This is a genomic window from Larkinella insperata (genome assembly GCF_026248825.1).
In the GTDB taxonomy this organism is placed as follows: domain Bacteria; phylum Bacteroidota; class Bacteroidia; order Cytophagales; family Spirosomataceae; genus Larkinella; species Larkinella insperata.
The window spans coordinates 4,541,767-4,561,785 of record NZ_CP110973.1 but is presented as its reverse complement, the minus strand read 5'-3'; the positions used below and the strand labels follow the sequence as shown (position 1 = coordinate 4,561,785).

Here is a 20,019-nt window from a genome sequence, read left to right as displayed (position 1 = left end):
GTGGGAAGTTAGCGGTTGTAGAAAAGACGTTGTTACCGGACCGGACTTAAGCCCAGTTGATCGTTGTAATATTTCACGGTCTGAATCACGACCGGCAGGTTGCTGGGCTTATCCTGGGTGTCGCGCTCAATGATGATGTGCCCGTTGAACTTTTGGCGTTTCAACTCCCGGAACACCTCCGGAAAATTGATGATGCCCGTGCCCACCGGCACATCTTTGAGTTTGAGATCGTTGTAGGCGGCAATGTCTTTCAAATGCAGCGCGATCAGGTGGCCTTCCAGCTTTTTCAACCCTTCGACCGGATCAATACCGCTCTTGGGCCAGTGCCCCACGTCGGCACACACCCCGAAATTCGGGTGATTCTGGAGGGCGGCCAGCACCGAATCCGGATGCCAGTACGCACTCGTGCCCTTCCAGTGGTTGTGAAGGGCGACTTTTATTCCGTACGCACCCGCCAGGCTATCCACACTGTCCCAAAGTTCCACCGGGGGTTCGGCCGTAACGTAGTTCACCTGCAGTCGTTTCGCCAGTTCAAATTCGCGGACCCATTTGTCGACGGTCTTGCCCCCGACCAGATAAATCGATTCCATCAGCAACCCTTTGTCGCGGATTTGCTGCCGAAGCTTGTCTACACCGGTCAGCGACAGATTCATGATCAGCGAGTCCTTCAGTTCCGCTCCGGCGCGTCCGAAGGTGTAGCCCTCCACAAACTTCAATCCGGCGCTGTCGGCTTTGGCAAGCTGCTCGGGAAACGTAAACTGATTAAACGTGTAGAGAGCCACCCCCAACTTCCAGTTTTTGGGGTCCGCAGAACCGTTCGAGGTAGCCGGGCCCCGACCAGCGGTTTTACCGGCCGCTTTCTTCTTGCCCTGGGCGACCCCCTGTGCGGCAGCCAGCGTCCAGAACGTCAGCAGGCATACGGCAAATCGGGTTACGGTAAGTCTTTTCAGAAATTTCATGAATACTAACAATCATTGGTTTAGGAAATGCTGTTTTAATCGTCACTGGCTCTAGCCCTTGCGGTAGGATGTTGGGGTCTGGTTGTAAAACTCCCGAAACACTTTGGTGAAATACGACGGACTTTCAAACCCCACCATGTAGGCCGTCTCGGCGGCACTGTGCCCCAGCCGCAGCAGGTCGATGGCTTTCCGCAGACGGTATTGCCGGATCAGTTCCACCGGCGACAGGTGCGTGAGGTTCTGCACTTTCAGGTACAGCGCCTTGCGGCTCATTGCCAGCTCCTCGGCCAGCCACTCCACACTCAGCGTCGAGTTGTCCAGGTGCTGCTCGATCAGGGTGTACAGTTTGCGTAAAAATTCATCGCCAACGCTCAGCAGTGGCGTGGCGCTGTCGGGCTGGGCCAGCTGCTGCCGGTAGTATTCCCGCAGCCGCTGCTGGTGACTCAGCAGATTCCGCAGCCGCAGCCGCAGTTCGCCCAGGTGGAAGGGCTTGTTCAGGTAGTCGTTCGCGCCCAGGCTCAGGCCCCGCAGCCGGTGCGTTTCCTCCGCACTTGCCGAAAGCAGCATGATGGCGATGTGGTCGGTGGCCGGGTCGGCCTTCAGGCGCTCAATCAGGCCGTGGCCGTCTAAGCGGGGCATCATCAGGTCCGTGATGACGATGGACGGCAGTTCTTCCTTGGCGATCACCCACCCTTCGTGCCCGTTGGCCGCCGACCGCACCCGGTACGTCGTGGCCAGTTCGGTAACCATAAACTCGCGGAGTTCAGGATTGTCTTCAACCACCAGAATCAGGGGAATCGACTCGGCCGACTCCACGGGTAGTTTTGAGCCGGATTCCCCGGCGCGCGCGGGCAGATCGACCACCACCGACGGAGCCTCCACCGACGGGCTTGCCTTATCGCCACCCGTGCGTTGCACCGGCAATTCCAGCACAAACACGGTTCCCGAAGCGCCCTCCTCAATCTGGCTTTCAGCCCGCACGGTTCCGCCCAGTCGCACGGCCAGTTCCCGCACCAGCGCCAGGCTGATGCCCGTCGTGTCGTTGGCCCGGATGCGCTGGTTATCACCCTGATAATACCGGTCGAAGACGTGGGGCAGCTTGTGGGCGCTGATGCCAATGCCGGTATCCCGCACCGCCAAACGGGCACCCGTTGGCGTCTGATGCAGTGAAACGGTAATGCTTCCCACCGAGGTAAACCGAATGGCGTTGGTCAGCAGGTTGAAGAGAATGGTTTCCCACTTGCCCGCATCGAAGCGGTAGCCCCCCGAAGGAAAATCCGTCTCGTAGTTCAGCGCAAGGTTTTTGAGGTCCGTCGACGGGCGGAATAGGTCCACCAGTTGCCCGACGAACGCCGGCAAATCTCCCACCTGTTCCACCACCTCAACCTGGTCGGATTCGAGTTGATTGATGGCCAGCAACTGGTTGATCATCTGCAGCACCTGCCGGGTGTTCCGGCGAACCGTAACCAGGGGCTGTTGCAGGTGATCGGGCAGTTCTTCAGTTTCCAGCAGCTTATCAACCGGCGAAACAATCAACGACAGCGGCACGCGCAATTCGTGGATGATATTGGTAAAAAACCGCGTTTTCATCGCGTCGACGGCCTTGGCCTCCTGACTTTCCCGCAGTTGCTGAACGTGCCGAAGGCTTTTTTCGATGGTGGCCTGCAGGTCGTCGAAGTGAATAGGCTTGGTCAGAAAATCGAAGGCTCCCCGGTTCATGGCGCTCCGGATGTTGGTCATATCGCTGTAAGCCGTCAGCACCACCGCCGGGGCCACGGCGTTCACCTGGGGCAGTTGCTCGAGCAGGGTCAGGCCGTCCATGCCGGGCATGTTGATATCCGTCAGCACCAGGTCGATGTCGGGGTGTTCTTCCAGCACCTGCAGGGCTTCCCGTCCGTCATGGGCAAAGACAAACTCGTAGGTACCTTTGTGAATCGCCTGGCGGAAGCGCTGCCGAAAGAGGGTTTCCAGATCGGCTTCGTCGTCCACCAGGAGTATTTTGGTTTTCATTGATCAATCAGCGTAAAGGGTCGGTTCGCTGCGGCAGGCAGCATCGGTGTACGAAGCCGGCAAAACCGTAAGCTCTGCTGATGCGGAGCGGGTTGGCGGGCGGCAACGAAGGAGCAAAATACAAAAGGTTTGCTGAGTTCAGGTGCCCGGCCCGTTTAAATCTAACGAGAAAGACCGGTCGGGGCGGACCGGTCTTTCTTTACAGTGGGGAAACCGGTCAGGGCGACGAGCAGGGTGTTGATCAGGGCTTTCATGGCGTATGTTGTTTTGAGTGTTGTTGTTCTGTTTGGATGAATCAAAGGTCGGGGTCTTTGCCCCCAAAGCCTGTCACAAATGAGTCAACTCCTGCTACTTTTGGGTAAAGCTCCTCCCGCGACATACCCGACCACTCGTACGAAAAGCCGTTGGGCAACGTCTGCCGGGCCACTTCGTCCACCGTCCGCAAGGCGTCTCCGCTGCTGTAGCCCTTGGCCGCATCGCCGTTGATGAGCGCCGAAGTATACATGTTGTACCGCGTCAGCTGCTCGGGGCCGTACACCCGTTCCAGGCTGACGAAGTTGGAGTAAGGCACCATTTCGCCCTCCTCATTTTTCACGTACAGCGAAAGAACGTCCTCCGGCTTGGCCCGGTATTCGGGCGCGGCCTGTACAAAAACCCGGTACATCTGCCCGAAGCGAATGAAGTTCGTAGCGTACAGACTGCCCATCAGCGTTTGCAGCGTGTTCATCGCGTTTTCAATCGAAACGCCTTTCTGGGCGGCCTTGTCCTGGTCGACGTGCAGCATGTACTGCGGGTAATCCGGGTTAAAGCTGGTAAAGGCATCGCTGATCTCGGGGCGTTTTTTCAGGGCGGTAATAAAGTCATCGGCTACTTTTTTGGTCTTCTGCAAATCGCCCGTGCCGGTTCGGTCCAGCATCCGGAGTTCAAAACCGCTCGAATTTCCGAAGCCCGGCACCGTCGGGGGTGAAAAATACTGGATGCTGGCGTCCTGAATGTGCCGGGTCCTGGTTTCCAGTTGGGCAATCACGTCGTCGACGGACAGGTTGCGGTCTTTCCAGTCTTTGAGGTTGATCATCCCCATGCCGTAGGAAGCCCCGGCTCCGTCGGTCATCAGGCTGAAGCCCGACAGCGTCGATACGTTCTCCACTCCTTCGATTCCGGCGGCTATTTTCTGAATTTTGTCCAGCACGTCTTCCGTCCGCTGCACCGTAGCACCCGCGGGCGTCGTCACGTTGGCGTAAATCATTCCCTGGTCTTCGGTGGGAATAAAGCCGCTGGGCAATACCCGGCTGATGCTCCAGGTGCCGAGGCCAAAGGCCAGCAGCAGGGCAATCGTTACGGCACCCCGGCGGGCCATTTTGCGCAGCAACCGCTGGTACCGCCCCGTCATCGCGTCAAACCCGCGGTTGAAAGCGGCAAAAAACCGGCCCAGCACGCCCGACGAAGCCTGGGCGTGACCCGGTTGCAGCAGCAGCGCGCACAGGGCGGGCGTCAGCGTCAGGGCGTTTACCCCCGAAATCAGGATGGCGACGGCCAGCGTGAGCGAAAACTGCCGGTAGAAAATCCCGACCGGCCCGGAGAGAAACGCTACGGGGACAAACACCGCCGACATCACCAGCGTGATGGCAATCAGGGCGCTGCTGATCTCTTTCATGGCCGCCATCGTGGCTTCAACGGGCGGCAGATGGTCCTCGGTCATTTTGGCGTGAACGGCTTCCACCACCACGATCCCGTCGTCGACCACAATACCGATGGCCAGCACCAGCGCGAACAGCGTGAGCAGGTTGATGGAAAAACCGATCAGGCTCATGAAGGCAAACGTGCCGATCAGGGCCACCGGCACCACCAGCGCGCAGATCAGCGTAGACCGCCAGTCCTGCAAAAACAGAAAAACGACCAGAAACACCAGCACAAAAGCTTCCAGCAGTGTCTGCACCACCTCGTGAATGGAAGCATCCAGAAACCGCGACACATCGTAGGCGAAGTTGTAGGTCATCCCGGCCGGAAACGACCGCTCCTTGATTTCGGCCATGCGCTTTTTGACGTTGTTGATGATGTCGCGGGCGTTGGAACCGGGGCGTTGTTTCAGCATGATGGACGCGCCAGGCCGCCCGTCGGTTTTCGAGGTAACGCTGTAATCGGCCGAGCCAAATTCGATCTCGGCCACGTCCTTCAGGCGCAGCATGGAGCCGTCCGGATCGGCCCGCAACACCAGGTTTTCGTACTGCTGCGGTTCGTTAAACTTGCCGGTATACCGCATCACGTACTGGAGCACCTGCGGTTTGCGGTCGGCGCTTTCGCCCGCTTTGCCGGGGGCCGCTTCAACGTTCTGCTTCTGGATGGCTTCGACAATTTCCTCGGCGGAGATGTTGTACACGGTCATGCGGTCGGGTTTGAGCCACACCCGCATTGAATACTCGCGGGCGCCCATGATGTCGGCAAATCCCACGCCCTCGATCCGCTTGAGTTCGGCCAGAATATTGATATCGGCGAAGTTGTAGATAAACTTCTCGTCCATATCGGAATCCGTGCTGAACAAATTGAGGTACAGCAGCATACTGTTCACTTCTTTTTCGGTAATCACCCCGGCTTTGATCACCTCGGCGGGCAGTTCGTCCAGCACCGAGGTCACGCGGTTTTGCACGTTCATGGCGGCCATATCCGGATCGGTGCCGACGTTGAAGAAAACCTGAATCAGCGTCGTTCCGTCGTTGCTTGATACCGTATTCATGTAGGTCATGCCCGGCACCCCGTTGATGGCCCGTTCCAGGGGCGTGGCCACGGCTTTGGTACAGACTTCCGCGTTGGCGCCGGTATACGTAGCCGTCACCGTAACTGAGGGGGGAACAATATCGGGAAACTGCGTGACGGGCAGACCACTGAGCGCCAGCAGCCCCAGCAGCGTAATCAATACAGAAATAACCGACGCCAGCAGCGGGCGCCGAATGAATATCGTAAACATTTAAAATTCGTTTGAATGGATGAATTCATGAAGGCCATCCGGTTGCGCTCGCGTTAAGCAACCAGCCAAGCCGGATGGATGGCAGAAAGCAACACCGATCGTTCGGGCTTCTGAGGAAAACCCGACGACTGGACCGCAGTTGGGCATACCCAGCCGCCCAAACACCGATTGGGTTTTGGTTCGCTGGCAGCCCTATGCCTTATGCTCTTTTCAAACGAACTGGGGGGGCGGTGAAGGAATATCCAGCACGTGCATCGGGGCGCGGCCGGTTTGGTATTGCGTAAATCGGGCAAGCTTCCGGTGCACCCACGGCAGCGCGGGCGTAAAGGCGAAGGCTTTTGCAAAGAAGAAATAATCCTGTTTCAGTTTCAGCAGGTCGGAGTCGTCGTCGGGTTCGTCGTGTTCGGGAATAGCATCGTCAATTCCAAAGCAGACTTCCAGAAAAAACTCCGTGTAGCTTTCGATGTCGTTGATGGACAAATCCTCCACCCGGTGGAGCCGTTGGAAAGTTGAGCCGTACTGATCGGGGGTATCAATACTGAGGTTAAGCACATGCAGGCTCATCAGCAGGCAAACCAGCCGACGGAGAAAGGAGCCGTATGTTTGTTTTGTGCGCATCAACCCTCAGCCGGTAATGGTACGATTTACAAAGATAAACCGTCGTTTGAAAAGCCGAGTCCGTTGGTCTTTATTGTACAAAATCTATTAGTTCCCTGCTATTTATTATTTACTTTTTCCAACTTATCCCCCCGTGTATGCCTTGTTTGTGTAGATCGCCAGCCCGATTTTCAACACTTGAGCAGAACGCGTAAAACCGGCTTCGCTTCCCGGAGCCCAACAATCTGAAAAATAGTATCACAAATGAATAAGATTGTAAAAGACTAACGGGCTTAAAACGGATACTTTTGCTCAGGGATCGTTCCGCGGCCCCCCGGTGTCTTTATTTCGGGTACGGAACGCCCTTTTCTCAACGGACGAAGCCAACCAACCAGCGCATGTCTACCGAGCATCCTAAAAACCGCCGTAACTTTTTACGCACCGGCCTCCTCCGTGCGGCCACCATCCCCACCCTGCCCCACCTACTCAGCGCCAGCCCGGACAATGCGGTTACACCGCCCGTTCCGCCCAGGAAAACCAGCCTGGATAAACACCGTAACCTGTTCAACGGCGACACCTGCGTTTATTTTTACAACCCCGAACTCTGGCAGCCCGAAGACTTTTCGCTCAAGACCGTTGTCAATCCGCGCACCGGCAAACCGAACGCCAAACCCACCGTCGTGGGCGGGCCGTTTCAGGCCAAGGCCATTCACCGCTACGTAGACCTGCTGGCCGACAACGGGATTGACACCTTCGTCATCAACGCCAACGCAAACCGGGCCTGGTATCCCAGCAAGAAATTCCCCAGCATCCTCGACGGCTACAAGCGCGGTGACCGCGACTATTTCCGGGGCCACGCCATTTGTCAGGGCATCACGGAACCCGAAGCCGTGGAAGAGTTTCTCGACAACTTCACGCTGTTCATGAACCGCTACCAGGATTTGATTGACTCGGGCGTGGACTGGCTGGCCGAAACGTCCAAAGCGTGCCGGCGCCGGAAAATCGCGCCCTGGGTCAGCATCCGGATGAACGACATGCACGGCAGCCGCAACCCCGAGGGCAGCTTTTTTAACCATCCGCTGTTCAAACAAAAGGAAATGCGGCTGCAACGGGCGTATTATGGGTTGCAGAACACCCACGACCGGCAGGGTTTCAATTACGAAAAGCCGGAAGTGCGCACCATGATGATGGAGCAGATTCGGGAAGTGGTGGAGGATTACGATTTTGAAGGGCTGGAGCTGGACTGGTGGCGGCAACCGCTCTGCTGCGAGCCTGGCGCATCGCCCGAAACCGTCGCCGTGATGAACGACTGGTTTCGCCAGATTCGCGCCCTGACGCAGCGGCAGGCCAAAAAAACCGGAAAGCCGTATCCACTCGGGATGCGCATTCCAGGCGCACTGGACCAACTCAAAGCCATTGGCGTGGATGTGGTGACATTGTGTCAGGAAGGAACGCTCGATTTTATCATTCCGGCGGGATTCTGGGCCACCACCTGGGACATGCCCCACGACGAATTCCGCAAACGCCTGGGCGACCGCGTAGTCATCTACGGTTCCGTAGACGACGGAGCCAACAGCCTGCCTACCCAGAACGAAGCTGAAACCGTCCGGGAACGGATGCGCTACATTGGGGCCAGCCCCGAAATTGAGCGGGCCAACGCGGCCGGTAAGCTGGCGATGGGCGTGCACGGCATCGAATGGTTTAATTTTTTCTGTTCCGACCAGAACCGGCTGTCGGGCATTAAAGCCGACTACACGGCCCTGCGCGACATTCATAAGCTCGACTTTCTGCGCGGCAAACCCAAACACTATTGTTTCAGTACAGCAGCCCAGTTTTTCAACCCCACCCCGTTTGAACTCCCCGCCCAGCTCCCCGCCAGCATCGGCCCCTTTGCCCAGCGACCGTTCCAATTGGCCATGTGCGCCGAACCCGACAATCAGAGTCTGGAGCTGGTCGTTCAGGTGGTGCTCAAAGCGGGCGACAAACCAGGGTACATGCCCGTTTCGGTGAACGGCTGCTGGCCCAATCTTACCAGCCAGTCCACCAACAAACTGCTCATGCCGTGCGGGTCGCTCACCCACCACACCAGCGACCACGTAGGCTACAACTACCGGTTCCCGGTTGCGCTACTGACCGACGGCTGGAACAAAATCGTGGTTGAAAACCAAAGTAAAGATCCTATTACGGTGGCCGCTATCGAGCTGGCCGTGCAGGCCAAAACGGTATAACCGCCAGACCGATTCATGAAAATTACGGACGTTCAAACGATTTTGCTGACGGGTCCCTGCACGGGCGACCCGTATCTTTCCGAAGCCCGCCAACTGCGGAGCGCGGCTTTTATTCGCATCGAAACGGACGCCGGTCTGACGGGCCTGGGCGAAACCTACGCGGGTTATTTCTTCCCGGAAGGCGTACCCGCCATCGTGGATTTTTTCAAACCAATTCTCCTCGGAAATACCGTCGACGACATTCCCGCGCTCTGGCAGCGCATGTACCAGTGTGGTAATTTCTGGTGCCGGGTTGGTCTGGGGGCCATCGTGCTGGCGGGCATCGAAGCCGCTTTGTGGGATCTGAAAGGCAAAGCCCTGGGCGTACCGGTTTACCGGCTCCTGGCGGATTCCTGGCAAGGCGGTTTTCCCGAAACGGCTGCGGATCAAGGGAAGGAGCCAACCGAACTACCCGCCTACGCGACGGGCGGGCCGAGCAACTATCCGCTGGAAAAGCTGGCCGATAAAATTGCGTTCTACCAGTCGCTCGGCTTTCAGGGCGTCAAGATTGGTGCGGGGGCGTACTGGAAAGACCGGGGTTTTGAGATTTCGGTTGATCCGGCCGAAGCGGCTGACCTGGAGGCCCGGAAAGCCGACTTCGTCCGCCAGCAGTTTGGCAATGACCTCCGGCTCTTGTTTGACGCCCACATGGGCAACAGCCCAACGCTGACCTGGGACCTCGAAACCGCCACCGCCGTGGCCCGGGCGCTGGAGCCGTACCACCTGTTTTTTCTGGAAGAACCGCTCCACTACACCCGGCCCGACCTCTACGCCGAACTCCGCCGAAACACCAAAACCGTGATTGCCGGGGGCGAGTGCCTGACGGCCGTATGCGAATGGCAGACCTTCATCGAACAGGACAGCTTTGGCGTGGGTCAGCCGGACGCTTCGTTTACCGCCGGAATGGATCAATTCATGCAGGTGGCTTCCCGGTTGGCGCAACGCGGGCAGAAAATTGCGCCCCACGCCTGGGGGGCGGGCGGCTCGCAGATGCAGAACATTCACGCCGGTTTTGCCTGCCCCAACACGGTTATTCTGGAAGTTGCACCGGCTTACGGTCCGCTCCACAGCGAAGTAATTGGCGATAGTCTGCACCTGAAAAACGGGTACATCCAGCGCCCCGAGAAACCGGGTCTGGGCATTGAGTTACGCGACGAAACCATCCGACGATTTCCGTTCATCCCCGGCACCGGCGAATTCAACAGCGTTCCCGGTAAAATTCTGACGACCTGAAACCATGCTGAACGTTCTGATTGATATGCCGATCCACGAACCGGTGCTTCGGCAGTTGCGGGAGCTTCCGGGCGTTTCTGTGGACGTGGTAGCCCGGCCGGAGGAAAAAACGCGCCCCCTGCCAACGGCCCAGATTCAGGATTGCGAGGTTCTCTTCTGCACGTTTCTGCCCGAAAACCACGCTGAAATGCAGCGGCTGAAGCTGGTGCAGATCAGCTCGGCGGGCTACAGCCAGTTGTTTGGCAAAAACCTGAGGGAGCGGGGTATCCGGGCCTGCAACTCGCTGGGCGTGTTCGACGTGCCGATTGCCGAATGGAACATCGCCATGATGATCAACCTGGCCCGGGACCTGCGCGGACTGGTTCGAAATCAGGAGGGCCGCATCTGGGACCGGTCGGCGCGGTTTCAGCACGAAATTCGCGGTTCGGTGGTGGGCATCTGGGGCTACGGCGGCATTGGGCGCGAAACGGCCCGGCTGGCCAAGGCGCTGGGCATGACGGTTCACGTGCTGGTTCGCCAGCCCGTCCAGAAGCGGGAAACGGAGTTTTGCGTACCCGGCACCGGCGACCCGGAAGGCACCCTCCCCGACCGGATTTTTTACGGCCCCGAAAAAGAAGACTTTCTCAGGAGTGTAGACTTTCTGGTGATGGCCCTTCCGCAAACCGCCACCACCACGGGCCTGGTTGGGGAGGCAGAACTCCGGCTGCTAAAACCAACGGCTTTTGTTCTGAACCCCGCCCGGGGGCCGCTGATTCAGGAGACCGCGTTGCTGAAGGCGTTGCAGGAAGGCTGGATTGCGGGTGCCGCCCTCGACACCCACTACCAGTACCCGCTGCCGCCGGATCATCCGCTCTGGGCGTTTCCGAACGTCTTCCTGACGCCCCACATTTCCGGTTCCAGCTTAAGTCCCCGGTTTCTGGAACGGGTTTCGTCGATCTTTTTAGAGAATGTAAAACGGTATCAACAAGGCGCAACGCTGCTGAATGAACTGACGGCCGACCAACTGGCGGGCCATTGAGAATGAAACCAAACGGGTTAATGCTCCTTCTTTTCTGGCTTTCGGCCAGCGTATCTGTGGCTCAGGAAGTCCGCTGGGACAGCACCGTTCGGCCCGATATTTACGGCGCCCGGGTCGATCTATTCCGCTCACTACCCCATTCCCGCAAGGACGTGGTGTTTCTGGGCAACAGCCTGACCTTCTGGGCGGATTGGAGCGACCTGCTCGGTAACACCCGGTACAAAAACCGCGGCATTCCGGGCGATATCACCTTTGGCATGCTGGAACGGCTGGACGAAGTCATCCAGGGCCGCCCCGCCAGCGTATTCATCCTGATCGGCATCAACGACCTGGCCCGAAACATTCCCGATTCCGTGATTCTCCGGAATTACCGGCGGATGGCTCGCCGGTTAAAAACGGGCGCCCCCAACACCCGGATTTATTTCCAGACGTTGCTGCCGACCAACGACACCTTTCAGAAGCTGAAAAATCACTACAAAAAAGAAGAGCACATCCGGTATCTGAACCAGGCGCTGAAGGAAATGGCTCCGGCGGAGGGCTTCGACGTTGTTGATCTCCACCCCCACTTCGTCGATGAAAGCGGCAAACTCAAAAAAGAATTCACCTGGGATGGCGTTCACCTGACGCTGGCGGGTTACCGCAAATGGGCCGACGTGTTGCGGGCCGGAAAATACATCCGGTAAGAACCGACCGAAGGCCCGCCGAGCAGCGCTCCCCAAGCGGTTTGGGCGGTCTTTCTTCCCCCATTATCCCTTCCCCGGACAGAAATTACTGGTTTTCGTGGATTGACCGGCCCGACGCCCCGGCCTACTTTTGCCGGTAGCGTTCAGGCGCTGGTTTATCCTCATCGAAATGGATTCAACCAGAGCCTGGACGAATTGGCTTACAGAGCAACCAAAACCAGTATCCTATGAATTCGACCAGCGTAGTTAATTCGGGTATACGGGGTCTTTTTTTCGTGTTTCTGATCGGCCTGTTCGCCTGTAAATCCGACGAGGTGGGCGAGTCGGTTCCGGGCTGGCCCAATTTACCCGTAAAAAACGACCTGTATTTTTTCAGACACCAAAACATCCAGAAAATCAACTTGGGCACGGGCGTGATCACCGCCATTGGAGGAAGCGACGACAAGCCCGATCAGTCGCGGTCGGTGGACGTTTCGCGGGATGGCCGGGAAATTGCGTTCAACGTTTTCGATTACGACAGCAACACCGGCCGGAACGTGTACGAAATCCGGGTGATGGACCCGTCCGGTCGGCGCGTGCTGGCTTTCCCAACCCTGGAGAGTTACGTCAACGTCAAAATCGCACCGGATAAATCAAAGTTTGCCACCAAAAAGCTCACCGACGATGTGATGGTTATTTATGGACGCAATGGCGCCGTGATTACCGCTATGAGCGGAGTCAGCCACTACGCCTGGACACCCGATGGCCGGTTGGTGCTGACGAACACTGGTGGCGAAATCGCCCTGACCAACAAAGAATTAACCGGCGGCTCCACCCTTAAAAAACTGACGGGCGCCGTGCGGGAACCCGACGTAAGCCCGGACGGACAGAAACTGGCGTTTTACCACGCGGGCAACGTCTGGACCATGAAACTGGACGGCAGCGACCTAAAGCAGCTAACCCGCTCGTCGCTGGAGGTGTTTTCGCCCTGCTGGAGCCCCGACGGGAAATACCTGTCGGTGTTGCAGGGGGCCAGCCAGCAACAGAATCACCTGGGAGCACCCAATATCTTTCTCATTCCGTCAGCCGCAACCGCGCCGGTGGAGGTAACCGATAAAAGCCAAACGGCCATCAGGCTGTACGAAAAGTGGCCCGAAAGCGGCAGTTATACCGAATTGAACAGTCGGTCGCAGGCCATGCTGCGGTGAGGCAACCACTCCGGCAGACCGAGTCCTCGGGTTGGTCCGAGCAGGGAGCGGATGATAGGTAGTAAAAAAACGGTTTACTTTGTCCCTAGTGAACCAACCGATTTTTAAATGAAACAGGTTTTGACGGCGGTGGTGTGGCTTCTGGCTCCGGTTTTTGCCTTTTCGCAGGCACCGGACCCGGCATCCCTGTACGCGGACAGTTTGCTGAAATTGGCCCGTCAGGCCCAAACCGACAGCGTTAAAATTCGTCATTACCTGGAAATCAGCAATTTCTGGTCGGATCGCGACACGAGTAAAGCCTTTGACTATCTTCGGGAAGCCCAGCGCCTTATGCCGGAAAAGGACGCGTATTACCGGGGGTTGCGGCATTTTTACACCGCCGGAATTTATTTTGGGGTAGACCGCGAACGGGCCAAACAGGAATACCAGCGCACCGAAACGCTACTGAAAAAATACAACCACGGCGAAGCGTACCGGTTTCGGGCCCGCACCTGGAACAACTTTGGGATTCTGCTCCAGGCCACGGAACAGGAAAAAGCCTACATGGCTATTCTGCTGAACAAGGCCATTCCGCTGGCCCAAAAAGCCCACGATACCCTGCTGGTGGCCGAATATTACCACAACGTGGCGCTGGTTCTGATGAACGCGACGGATTACGCCAAGGCCGACCAGTATTACCAGCGGGCGCTGAATGGGCTGGCCGCTTACCCCGGATCCCACGAAAAGAAGCTGACGGCGTTTGTGAACGCGGCCAAAAATGCGGTGTACAGCCGCGCGTACAACCGGGCCAAAAGCTACGTCGACAGCGCCCGGGAGCAGGCAGCCGCCATTCCGCACTCCCTCTATCTGCCGGCCTTCTACCGGACGGAAGGCAATTACTTCCGGCACGTCCGGCGGTATCCGGAAGCGCTGGCCAGCTTCGACCGGGGGCTGGCCGTCGCGCGTGAACTCAGAGACGACTTTTACGTGGCCGATATCCTGTTTGAAAAATGCATTCTGTTTCAGGATGCGGGCGACTACCGACGGGCCAAACCCGCAATTCTGGAAGCGTACCGGTATTTCGAAAAAGCGGGCAACACTCACAACCGGCGGCTTTTGCTGAAAGAGCTCTCCGAAACCGACGCCAAACTGGGCGATTACCGGTCGGCCCTGCAATGGCTCAATCAGTATACAGCCTTGTCAGACAGTGTGTTCGAGGTGGGTTCGGCGGTGGGCATTGCCGAGCTGGAGAAGAAATTCCAGACCGTCGAGAAGGAAAACGAGATTCTCAAACTCCGCGACCAGAACCACCAGCAGCAATCCCGGATTGAACGCAGCCGGTTATCGATTACGCTCCTGGCAGCAGGTCTGCTGGTCATGCTGCTGCTGTCGTACCTGGGCTGGAAGCTGTTCCGCAAAAACCGGGAAACGGCCCGGCAACACGAGGAGTTGCACCAGCAGGAACTGAAAGCCATCCGGCACCGGGAAAAGATTAACCAGTACAACGCCATGCTACAGGGCCAGGAGCAGGAACGCAACCGCATTGCCCGGGATCTGCACGACGGTCTGGGCGGTATGCTGGCCGGGGTGAAACTCAAACTCTCATCCATCGCGACGAAGCAGCCGGATGCGATCAAACAACCCGATATGGAACTGTATAAAGTTATCAACCAACTCGATCAGTCCGTGGACGAACTCCGGCGCATTGCCCGCAACATGATGCCGGAATCCCTGCTTTACATGGGGCTCGAACCCGCGTTGCGGGATTTGTGTGCCGCCCTCGACTCCGACCGGACCGCCGTTCAGTTTCAGGCATTCGACCTCCGGGAAACCTACGATCAGGCGCTGCTCATTACGGTCTACCGGATCGTGCAGGAACTGCTCACCAACGCCGTCAAACACGCCAAGGCCCGAACCATTGTGGTGCAGTGCAGCGAAAACGAAAACCACCTTTACATTACCGTGGAGGACGACGGCGTTGGTTTTGACCCGAAAACCGCCCGTCACGGGAAAGGCATCGGCCTGTCGAACATCGAAAACCGGGTCACCATCCTGAACGGAACGGTGGACGTTGATTCCAAAACCGGGGAAGGCACCACCTTCCACATAGACATTCCCTTGAATGGAAACTAGGGTATCCGTGATCATCATCGACGATCACCCCATTGTATTACAGGGCTTTACCTTTATGTTGCAGGACATACCGCACATCGACTTACGGGGTGCGTTCACCTCGGCTGCGGACGGGATTGAGTTCGTAAAAAACCACCCAGTGCAGGTGGTGCTACTGGACATCAACATGCCGGACATGAACGGCATCCGGGCCTGCGAAGAAATCCTGCGGGTTTGCTCGCCCTGCAAGGTGATCGCGATCAGCAACAACAACGAACACAGCATCATTCAGCGGATGCTGCAAAGCGGGGCCGCCGGTTACATCCTGAAAAATGCCTCTCCGGAAGAACTGATTTCCTGCGTGGAAACCGCGCTGGACGGCAAGATTGCGCTCAGTGAAAGCGTGCGGGAAATCATGCAGGGCGCCACCACGGGCGATCTGCCGATCATCACCCGGCGAGAAAAAGAGGTGCTCCGGATGCTGGCCGAGGGGATGACTACGCCGGAAATTGCCGACAAAATCTTCGTCAGCCCCCTAACCGTCGAAAGCCACCGCCGGAATCTGCTGCAAAAGTTTAGCGTGAGCAATGCCGCGGCCCTCATCCACAAGGCAACGGAGCTAAAGTACATCTGAGGGGTCGTCAACGGTTTCAGGCATTTAGCCCGCCATCCATCAGGATATTTTCGCCATTGATGTAGGCCCCCGCCTGCGAAGCCAGCAGCACAATCAGGCCCTTGATGTCGTCTTGATTGGCCATGCGTCGCAGCGGCACTTTCTTGGTGTAATTCTCCAGAAACCGTTCCGGCTGGTGGTTGAACAACCCGCCGGGGCTGATGCAGTTGACCCGCACGTTTTTCCCGGCCAGCACCTGCGCCAGGTACTTGGTCAGGTTAAGCAAACCGGCGTTGTGAAAGAAGTAATCGGGGGGCGGGGTGCCCATCGTGGTGCCCTCGTAATTGGATAAATCCGGCCCAAACATGCCCATCATGGAACCGATGTTGATGATGCTTCCTCCCCCGTTTTCGACGATCAGGTCGGCCATCTCGCGCAAAATGTCCATCGACCCCGTGGCGTTGACCCGCATCGATTCCGCAAAATCGGCAATGGGGGCATCGTAACTTTTCATCGGCCGGGAAACCGCGTTGTTGACGAACACGTCCAGCTTTCCGAACTGCGCACGAATCTGTTCTTTCAGCGCCCGAACCGAAGCCGGGTCACCCTGATCGACCTGGAGCGCGTACACGGCCAGGCCCTGCTCCCGAAACCGGGCGGCCACCTCCTGCCCCGCGGCCAGGTTCCGGGACGCCATAATCACCGTCGAATCGGCTTCGGCCAAGCCTTCCACAATGCATTTGCCGTAGTTGCCGGCCCCGCCCGTTACGAGGCTGACGGTATTTTTTAAACTCAGTAATTCGTTAACGTGCATACTACCAATCGTTTTTACCAAGATTTCGCTACGTCAGCCAGCCCATCCGATCCCAGTGCGGCAGGTCCAGAAAGGTGGGGTCGGGGTAGGCAAGTTGCCGGGCCCGGTCGGCGGTTTCGGTCGTTAAGGCAAGTCCATTGACGGCTGCCAGCGCCCGGTGCAGATACGCCAGTTTGTCGATGCCCACCAGCACCGACGACACTTCCGGAAAGGCCAGCGCGAACCGGATCGCCAGGGTGGATAAATCCGGAATCGGCTCCTGAACCAGATCGTCGAACCGACGGATGTGGTTTTCCACGTCCGCCAGGGCCGGGTGCAGTTGCCCGCCTTTGCTGGTAAGCAAGCCTTTCAGCAGAACCGATCGGATGACAATGCCGACGCCTTTTTCCTGCGCCCGCGCAAACAGAGCCGCCTGTCGTTGGTCCATCAGATTGAAGGGTAATTGAATCACGTTCCACACCCCGGTTTCAATCGCCCGACTGGTTTCTTCGACGGAATACGTGGAAACGCCCGTGCTGCGAATCGCGCCCTGGGCTTTTAATTCGTCAAAAATGAGGGGAATGTCTTCGTTTGTCAAAATGCCCAGATCGGCCTGGTGGAGCATGAAAACATCCACGTAGTCGGTTTGCAGAGCCGCCAAACTTTCCTGCAACGAGGTTTTGATAATCTTTTTCAGCGTAGCACGATTCGGAAGCTCCCCGCTGGCGTCTCGCAACTGACGGCATTTGGTTTCGATGATCACCTGCCCGCGCCGGTCCCGGAACGCTTTGCCCATGATCATTTCGCTGGCTCCGTACAGCCGGGCCGTATCGAAAAAAGTTACCCCCGAATCAATGGCCGCGTGCAGCAAATGGATCGCTTCTGGCTCCGAAAGCATATCCTCCTCACCTTTCACGCCGATGCCGTAGGGAAGCCCGATTTCAACGCCCCCAAAAGCCAGTTCGGAAACCGGAATGCCGGTGGCTCCTAACTCTCGTTGTCTCATCTTACTTGTACCCGCCCTGCACCGGTTGGGCTGCGGTTGTTTCTTGGTTGAATCGACTGACCAGACCATGACAGTAGGTGCTGACCCCCACCACGTCGGCACCCACGCTGACGAACTGGTAGCCCATGTTCACAAACTCTTCGAGCCGGTCAATGCTGCCGGTGGTGGCGGCAAATTTGCCGTGTTTCCGACAAACTTCGGCCACGCGCTTGCGGGCGTCCACCAGCTTCGGATGGTTCCATTCGCCGGGCGCACCGATGGCCTGGCTGAAATCACCGGGGCCGAAAAACAGCATATCGACGCCATCCAGGGCAGCAATTTCGTCCAGCTCGTCGAGCGGTTCGGGATCTTCGATCTGGAGGGCGACAAACCGTTGCTGGTTGGCCTGCCGCAAGTATTCGTTGAAATCTAGGTTGGTATACAAACCGTCGGCGCTGCCCCCGTCAATGGCGCGTAAGCCCGTGGGATGAAACCGGGTCATCCGGACTACCTTTTTGGCATCTTCCACGCCCATGCAGTGCGGCACCAGAATCCCGGTGGCGTCGAGTTCCAGCGGTTTGACGTAGTCGCTGTAACTGCCGCGCGGCACCCGCACCATGATGTCGGTATCGTGGGCTTTGGTGGCCCAGATGTGCGCGTTTGTTACCGACCAGTCCTGCGCCTGATGTTCGCGGTCGATCCAGATGCAGTCGAAACCCGCCAGCGCGGCCAGTTCCGACGCCTGCCCGTCGCCAAAATTTACCTTAAAACAACTCACCACTTCGCCGGCCCGCAACTTCTTCAGGACCCGGCTTTCGCGCATTTTCATGGTACCTATTGGTTTATTTCGTTTCTAAAACCGTATCCTAAAAAGCGGCTTTGGGTCTTTCTTATACCCGCTGTAGACGCATGGGATACACGTTGTTGGCATTCCATTGGCAAACGTAAACGTTTTCATCGGCGTCGATGCACACGTCGTGCGGGTGCACAAACACCGGCTGGGCCTGGGCCTGGGCCTGTGGCTGTAAAGAACCGTCCGCGTAAGTCGGCTCGGTCCCGCCCGGCGTCGAGATGACGCGATCATTTTCGTCCAGAATCGTGATGTAACCTGATCCGAAATTCCGGTTGGTGATCGAACGGAAAACGGCGGCAAAGATGTGCGGGCCGTGAATGACCGGTCGGCAGACGAAGGAACCGGGCAGCGGAATGGTATGGATGTATTGCCCGTCCAACGTAAACCGTTTCAGCGCGTTATGATTCCGGGATGTAATCAGCAACGTCGGCTCATCTGGTTTCCGGGTATCGAGCGCAATGCCGTGAACGCAGTCAAACTGCTCGTCCGCGTCGCCTTTGCCGCCCCAATGCCGGATGTATTCACCCCGGTTGTTGTACTGAATGACGTACTGCATCCCGTACCCATCGGTTACGTACAGATCCCCGTTGGCGGGATTGACGGCGGTTTGGGTGGGCAAAAACGCCCCGGCGGTTGCATACTGGCCAGTTTCTTGGGGGTAATCCAGCACCATCACCACCTTTCCTTCAAGCGTCGTTTTAATGACCTGATGCCGCTCAATGTCGGTGATGAACAGAAACTCTTCACCATTTTCAGTCGATAAGGTCAACCCGTGACCACCGGGATAGTCCGTACCCCAGGAGTCCAGCAGCTTCCCCGACCGGTCGTAAATCAGAATGTTGTTGCGGGTTTCGTTGGTCAGCAGAAAAATTCGCCCGCGCGCATCAATCACCATCTCGTGGCAATCCTGGACCGGATGCGTTGCCGGATTGAGCGTTCCCCAGTCCGGGAAAACCCGGTAGCGGTGCGATCCGTGGCCGATGACGAGCGTTTCCGGGGCCATCTTAGCGACTCAATTCCGCCTGTAATTTCTGCCGGTAAGCCGCCTTGGCTTCCGTATCTTCCTGCGCCGACTGGGCCCAGTAAATCAGGCCGATGGCTTTGCGGGTGCGGCTTTCGCTGCGGTTGGCTTCGGCCCAGTGGATGGTCATGGAATGGTGAATCAGCAAATCACCCGGTTGGGCCGGAAAAGCAACGGCTTTGGCCTGATCGTCTTCATTCCAGAAATCCGTGATGCCCTGCGAAAAACCGAGCGTCTGGGTCCTGCCGTGCGGCCGAACGCCGTGGTGGTGCGAACCGGTCACGTACCGGACGCAGCCGTTTTCGGCGTCCACGTCTTCCAGCGCCAGCCACATGGTCACGGCTTCGGCCGGTTTGAGCATGAAGTAATAATTATCCTGGTGCGGGGGCGTCGGCTTGCCAATTTTGGGTGGTTTGTTGAAATACTCCAGCGTTTTGGGAATCACCGCGTCCTCCAGCAGGGTTTCGGCTAGTTCTTTGAACCTGCTGTTGTTCAGCATGGTATCGAAGTACGCACCGTACTTCTGCATGTCGATGAGTTGCTTCAGGGTGGTCGGGTCATCCGGGTCTTCGTAGAAAACCTGCTCCCGGGGCATGTCGGCCACCTGGTTACGGATGAAGCTTTTCACGTTCTCGTTGAGGTCCCGAACTTCTTCGGCGGATAAAAATCCGGGCAGAAAAATGTACCCGTCGGTCCGGAATGACTCTTTAAGGGCTGTAATGTCAAGGGTTTCCATGGGGCTTTGAA

General features: G+C 57.5%; 15 protein-coding genes and 1 pseudogene. 7 read left to right on the top strand and 9 right to left on the bottom strand.

Translation table 11 applies throughout. From position 1 onward, the window contains the following. Positions 1–32: 32 nt before the first annotated feature. The 4 genes and pseudogenes from OQ371_RS18495 to OQ371_RS18480 all read right to left on the bottom strand — a co-directional run bounded on the left by OQ371_RS18495 (position 33) and on the right by OQ371_RS18480 (position 6,549). Positions 33–959, bottom strand: coding sequence for a sugar phosphate isomerase/epimerase family protein (locus OQ371_RS18495; RefSeq protein ID WP_265989712.1), 927 nt, complete (start codon positions 957–959; stop codon positions 33–35). Between the two features lie 51 nt (positions 960–1,010). Beyond that, positions 1,011–2,969, bottom strand: a complete 1,959-nt coding sequence (locus tag OQ371_RS18490; protein ID WP_265989711.1) for a response regulator — start codon at positions 2,967–2,969, stop codon at positions 1,011–1,013. Between the two features lie 361 nt (positions 2,970–3,330). Further along, positions 3,331–5,931, bottom strand: a pseudogene (locus OQ371_RS18485) (efflux RND transporter permease subunit); the annotation flags it as partial. A 210-nt stretch (positions 5,932–6,141) separates the two neighbouring features. After that, entirely contained in the window at positions 6,142–6,549 is a 408-nt protein-coding gene (locus OQ371_RS18480) for a hypothetical protein (RefSeq protein ID WP_265989710.1), read from the bottom strand. A 377-nt stretch (positions 6,550–6,926) separates the two neighbouring features. Between OQ371_RS18480 and OQ371_RS18475 the strand changes: the two genes are divergently transcribed. The 7 genes from OQ371_RS18475 to OQ371_RS18445 all read left to right on the top strand — a co-directional run bounded on the left by OQ371_RS18475 (position 6,927) and on the right by OQ371_RS18445 (position 15,641). Next, entirely contained in the window at positions 6,927–8,756 is a 1,830-nt protein-coding gene (locus OQ371_RS18475; RefSeq protein WP_265989709.1) for a hypothetical protein, read from the top strand. 15 nt (positions 8,757–8,771) lie between these two features. Continuing rightward, on the top strand, positions 8,772–10,028 hold the full coding sequence (locus OQ371_RS18470; RefSeq protein WP_265989708.1) for a mandelate racemase/muconate lactonizing enzyme family protein: 1,257 nt from the start codon (positions 8,772–8,774) through the stop codon (positions 10,026–10,028). A 4-nt stretch (positions 10,029–10,032) separates the two neighbouring features. Continuing rightward, entirely contained in the window at positions 10,033–11,046 is a 1,014-nt protein-coding gene (locus OQ371_RS18465; protein ID WP_265989707.1) for a D-2-hydroxyacid dehydrogenase, read from the top strand. 20 nt (positions 11,047–11,066) lie between these two features. Further along, the gene (locus tag OQ371_RS18460) at positions 11,067–11,729 is read left to right on the top strand and encodes a GDSL-type esterase/lipase family protein (protein WP_265989706.1); all 663 of its coding nucleotides are present in this window, start codon (positions 11,067–11,069) and stop codon (positions 11,727–11,729) included. 227 nt (positions 11,730–11,956) lie between these two features. Further along, positions 11,957–12,916, top strand: coding sequence for a TolB-like translocation protein (locus tag OQ371_RS18455; RefSeq protein ID WP_265989704.1), 960 nt, complete (start codon positions 11,957–11,959; stop codon positions 12,914–12,916). Between the two features lie 108 nt (positions 12,917–13,024). Beyond that, positions 13,025–15,028 (top strand): ATP-binding protein, encoded by a 2,004-nt coding sequence (locus OQ371_RS18450; protein ID WP_265989703.1) that lies wholly within the window; start codon positions 13,025–13,027, stop codon positions 15,026–15,028. Then, on the top strand, positions 15,018–15,641 hold the full coding sequence (locus tag OQ371_RS18445; RefSeq protein ID WP_265989702.1) for a response regulator transcription factor: 624 nt from the start codon (positions 15,018–15,020) through the stop codon (positions 15,639–15,641). Before OQ371_RS18450 ends, OQ371_RS18445 begins: the two co-directional genes overlap by 11 nt. A 16-nt stretch (positions 15,642–15,657) precedes the next feature. Here OQ371_RS18445 and OQ371_RS18440 read toward each other — a convergent pair whose 3' ends face one another. From OQ371_RS18440 to OQ371_RS18420, 5 genes are all read right to left on the bottom strand, one after another. Beyond that, complete coding sequence (locus OQ371_RS18440) at positions 15,658–16,434, bottom strand: SDR family oxidoreductase (RefSeq protein ID WP_265989701.1); 777 nt, start codon at positions 16,432–16,434, stop codon at positions 15,658–15,660. Between the two features lie 28 nt (positions 16,435–16,462). After that, complete coding sequence (locus OQ371_RS18435; RefSeq protein WP_265989699.1) at positions 16,463–17,419, bottom strand: aldo/keto reductase; 957 nt, start codon at positions 17,417–17,419, stop codon at positions 16,463–16,465. 1 nt (position 17,420) lies between these two features. Then, the gene (locus OQ371_RS18430; protein WP_265989697.1) at positions 17,421–18,227 is read right to left on the bottom strand and encodes an HpcH/HpaI aldolase family protein; all 807 of its coding nucleotides are present in this window, start codon (positions 18,225–18,227) and stop codon (positions 17,421–17,423) included. Positions 18,228–18,288: 61 nt separating this feature from the next. Next, positions 18,289–19,254, bottom strand: a complete 966-nt coding sequence (locus OQ371_RS18425) for an NHL repeat-containing protein (protein WP_265989695.1) — start codon at positions 19,252–19,254, stop codon at positions 18,289–18,291. Between the two features lies 1 nt (position 19,255). Further along, entirely contained in the window at positions 19,256–20,008 is a 753-nt protein-coding gene (locus OQ371_RS18420; protein WP_265989694.1) for a phytanoyl-CoA dioxygenase family protein, read from the bottom strand. Positions 20,009–20,019: the final 11 nt, after the last annotated feature.

Excerpts from the sequence above, each read along its gene's own strand:
- OQ371_RS18425 (WP_265989695.1), bottom strand. The coding sequence starts at position 19,254 with ATGGCCCCGGAAACGCTCGTCATCGGCCACGGATCGCACCGCTACCGG.
- OQ371_RS18440 (WP_265989701.1), bottom strand. The coding sequence starts at position 16,434 with ATGCACGTTAACGAATTACTGAGTTTAAAAAATACCGTCAGCCTCGTA.
- OQ371_RS18465 (WP_265989707.1), top strand. The coding sequence starts at position 10,033 with ATGCTGAACGTTCTGATTGATATGCCGATCCACGAACCGGTGCTTCGG.
- OQ371_RS18430 (WP_265989697.1), bottom strand. The coding sequence starts at position 18,227 with ATGAAAATGCGCGAAAGCCGGGTCCTGAAGAAGTTGCGGGCCGGCGAA.
- OQ371_RS18470 (WP_265989708.1), top strand. The coding sequence starts at position 8,772 with ATGAAAATTACGGACGTTCAAACGATTTTGCTGACGGGTCCCTGCACG.
- OQ371_RS18445 (WP_265989702.1), top strand. The coding sequence starts at position 15,018 with ATGGAAACTAGGGTATCCGTGATCATCATCGACGATCACCCCATTGTA.
- OQ371_RS18495 (WP_265989712.1), bottom strand. The coding sequence starts at position 959 with ATGAAATTTCTGAAAAGACTTACCGTAACCCGATTTGCCGTATGCCTG.
- OQ371_RS18460 (WP_265989706.1), top strand. The coding sequence starts at position 11,067 with ATGCTCCTTCTTTTCTGGCTTTCGGCCAGCGTATCTGTGGCTCAGGAA.
- OQ371_RS18450 (WP_265989703.1), top strand. The coding sequence starts at position 13,025 with ATGAAACAGGTTTTGACGGCGGTGGTGTGGCTTCTGGCTCCGGTTTTT.
- OQ371_RS18490 (WP_265989711.1), bottom strand. The coding sequence starts at position 2,969 with ATGAAAACCAAAATACTCCTGGTGGACGACGAAGCCGATCTGGAAACC.
- OQ371_RS18455 (WP_265989704.1), top strand. The coding sequence starts at position 11,957 with ATGAATTCGACCAGCGTAGTTAATTCGGGTATACGGGGTCTTTTTTTC.
- OQ371_RS18435 (WP_265989699.1), bottom strand. The coding sequence starts at position 17,419 with ATGAGACAACGAGAGTTAGGAGCCACCGGCATTCCGGTTTCCGAACTG.
- OQ371_RS18475 (WP_265989709.1), top strand. The coding sequence starts at position 6,927 with ATGTCTACCGAGCATCCTAAAAACCGCCGTAACTTTTTACGCACCGGC.
- OQ371_RS18420 (WP_265989694.1), bottom strand. The coding sequence starts at position 20,008 with ATGGAAACCCTTGACATTACAGCCCTTAAAGAGTCATTCCGGACCGAC.
- OQ371_RS18480 (WP_265989710.1), bottom strand. The coding sequence starts at position 6,549 with ATGCGCACAAAACAAACATACGGCTCCTTTCTCCGTCGGCTGGTTTGC.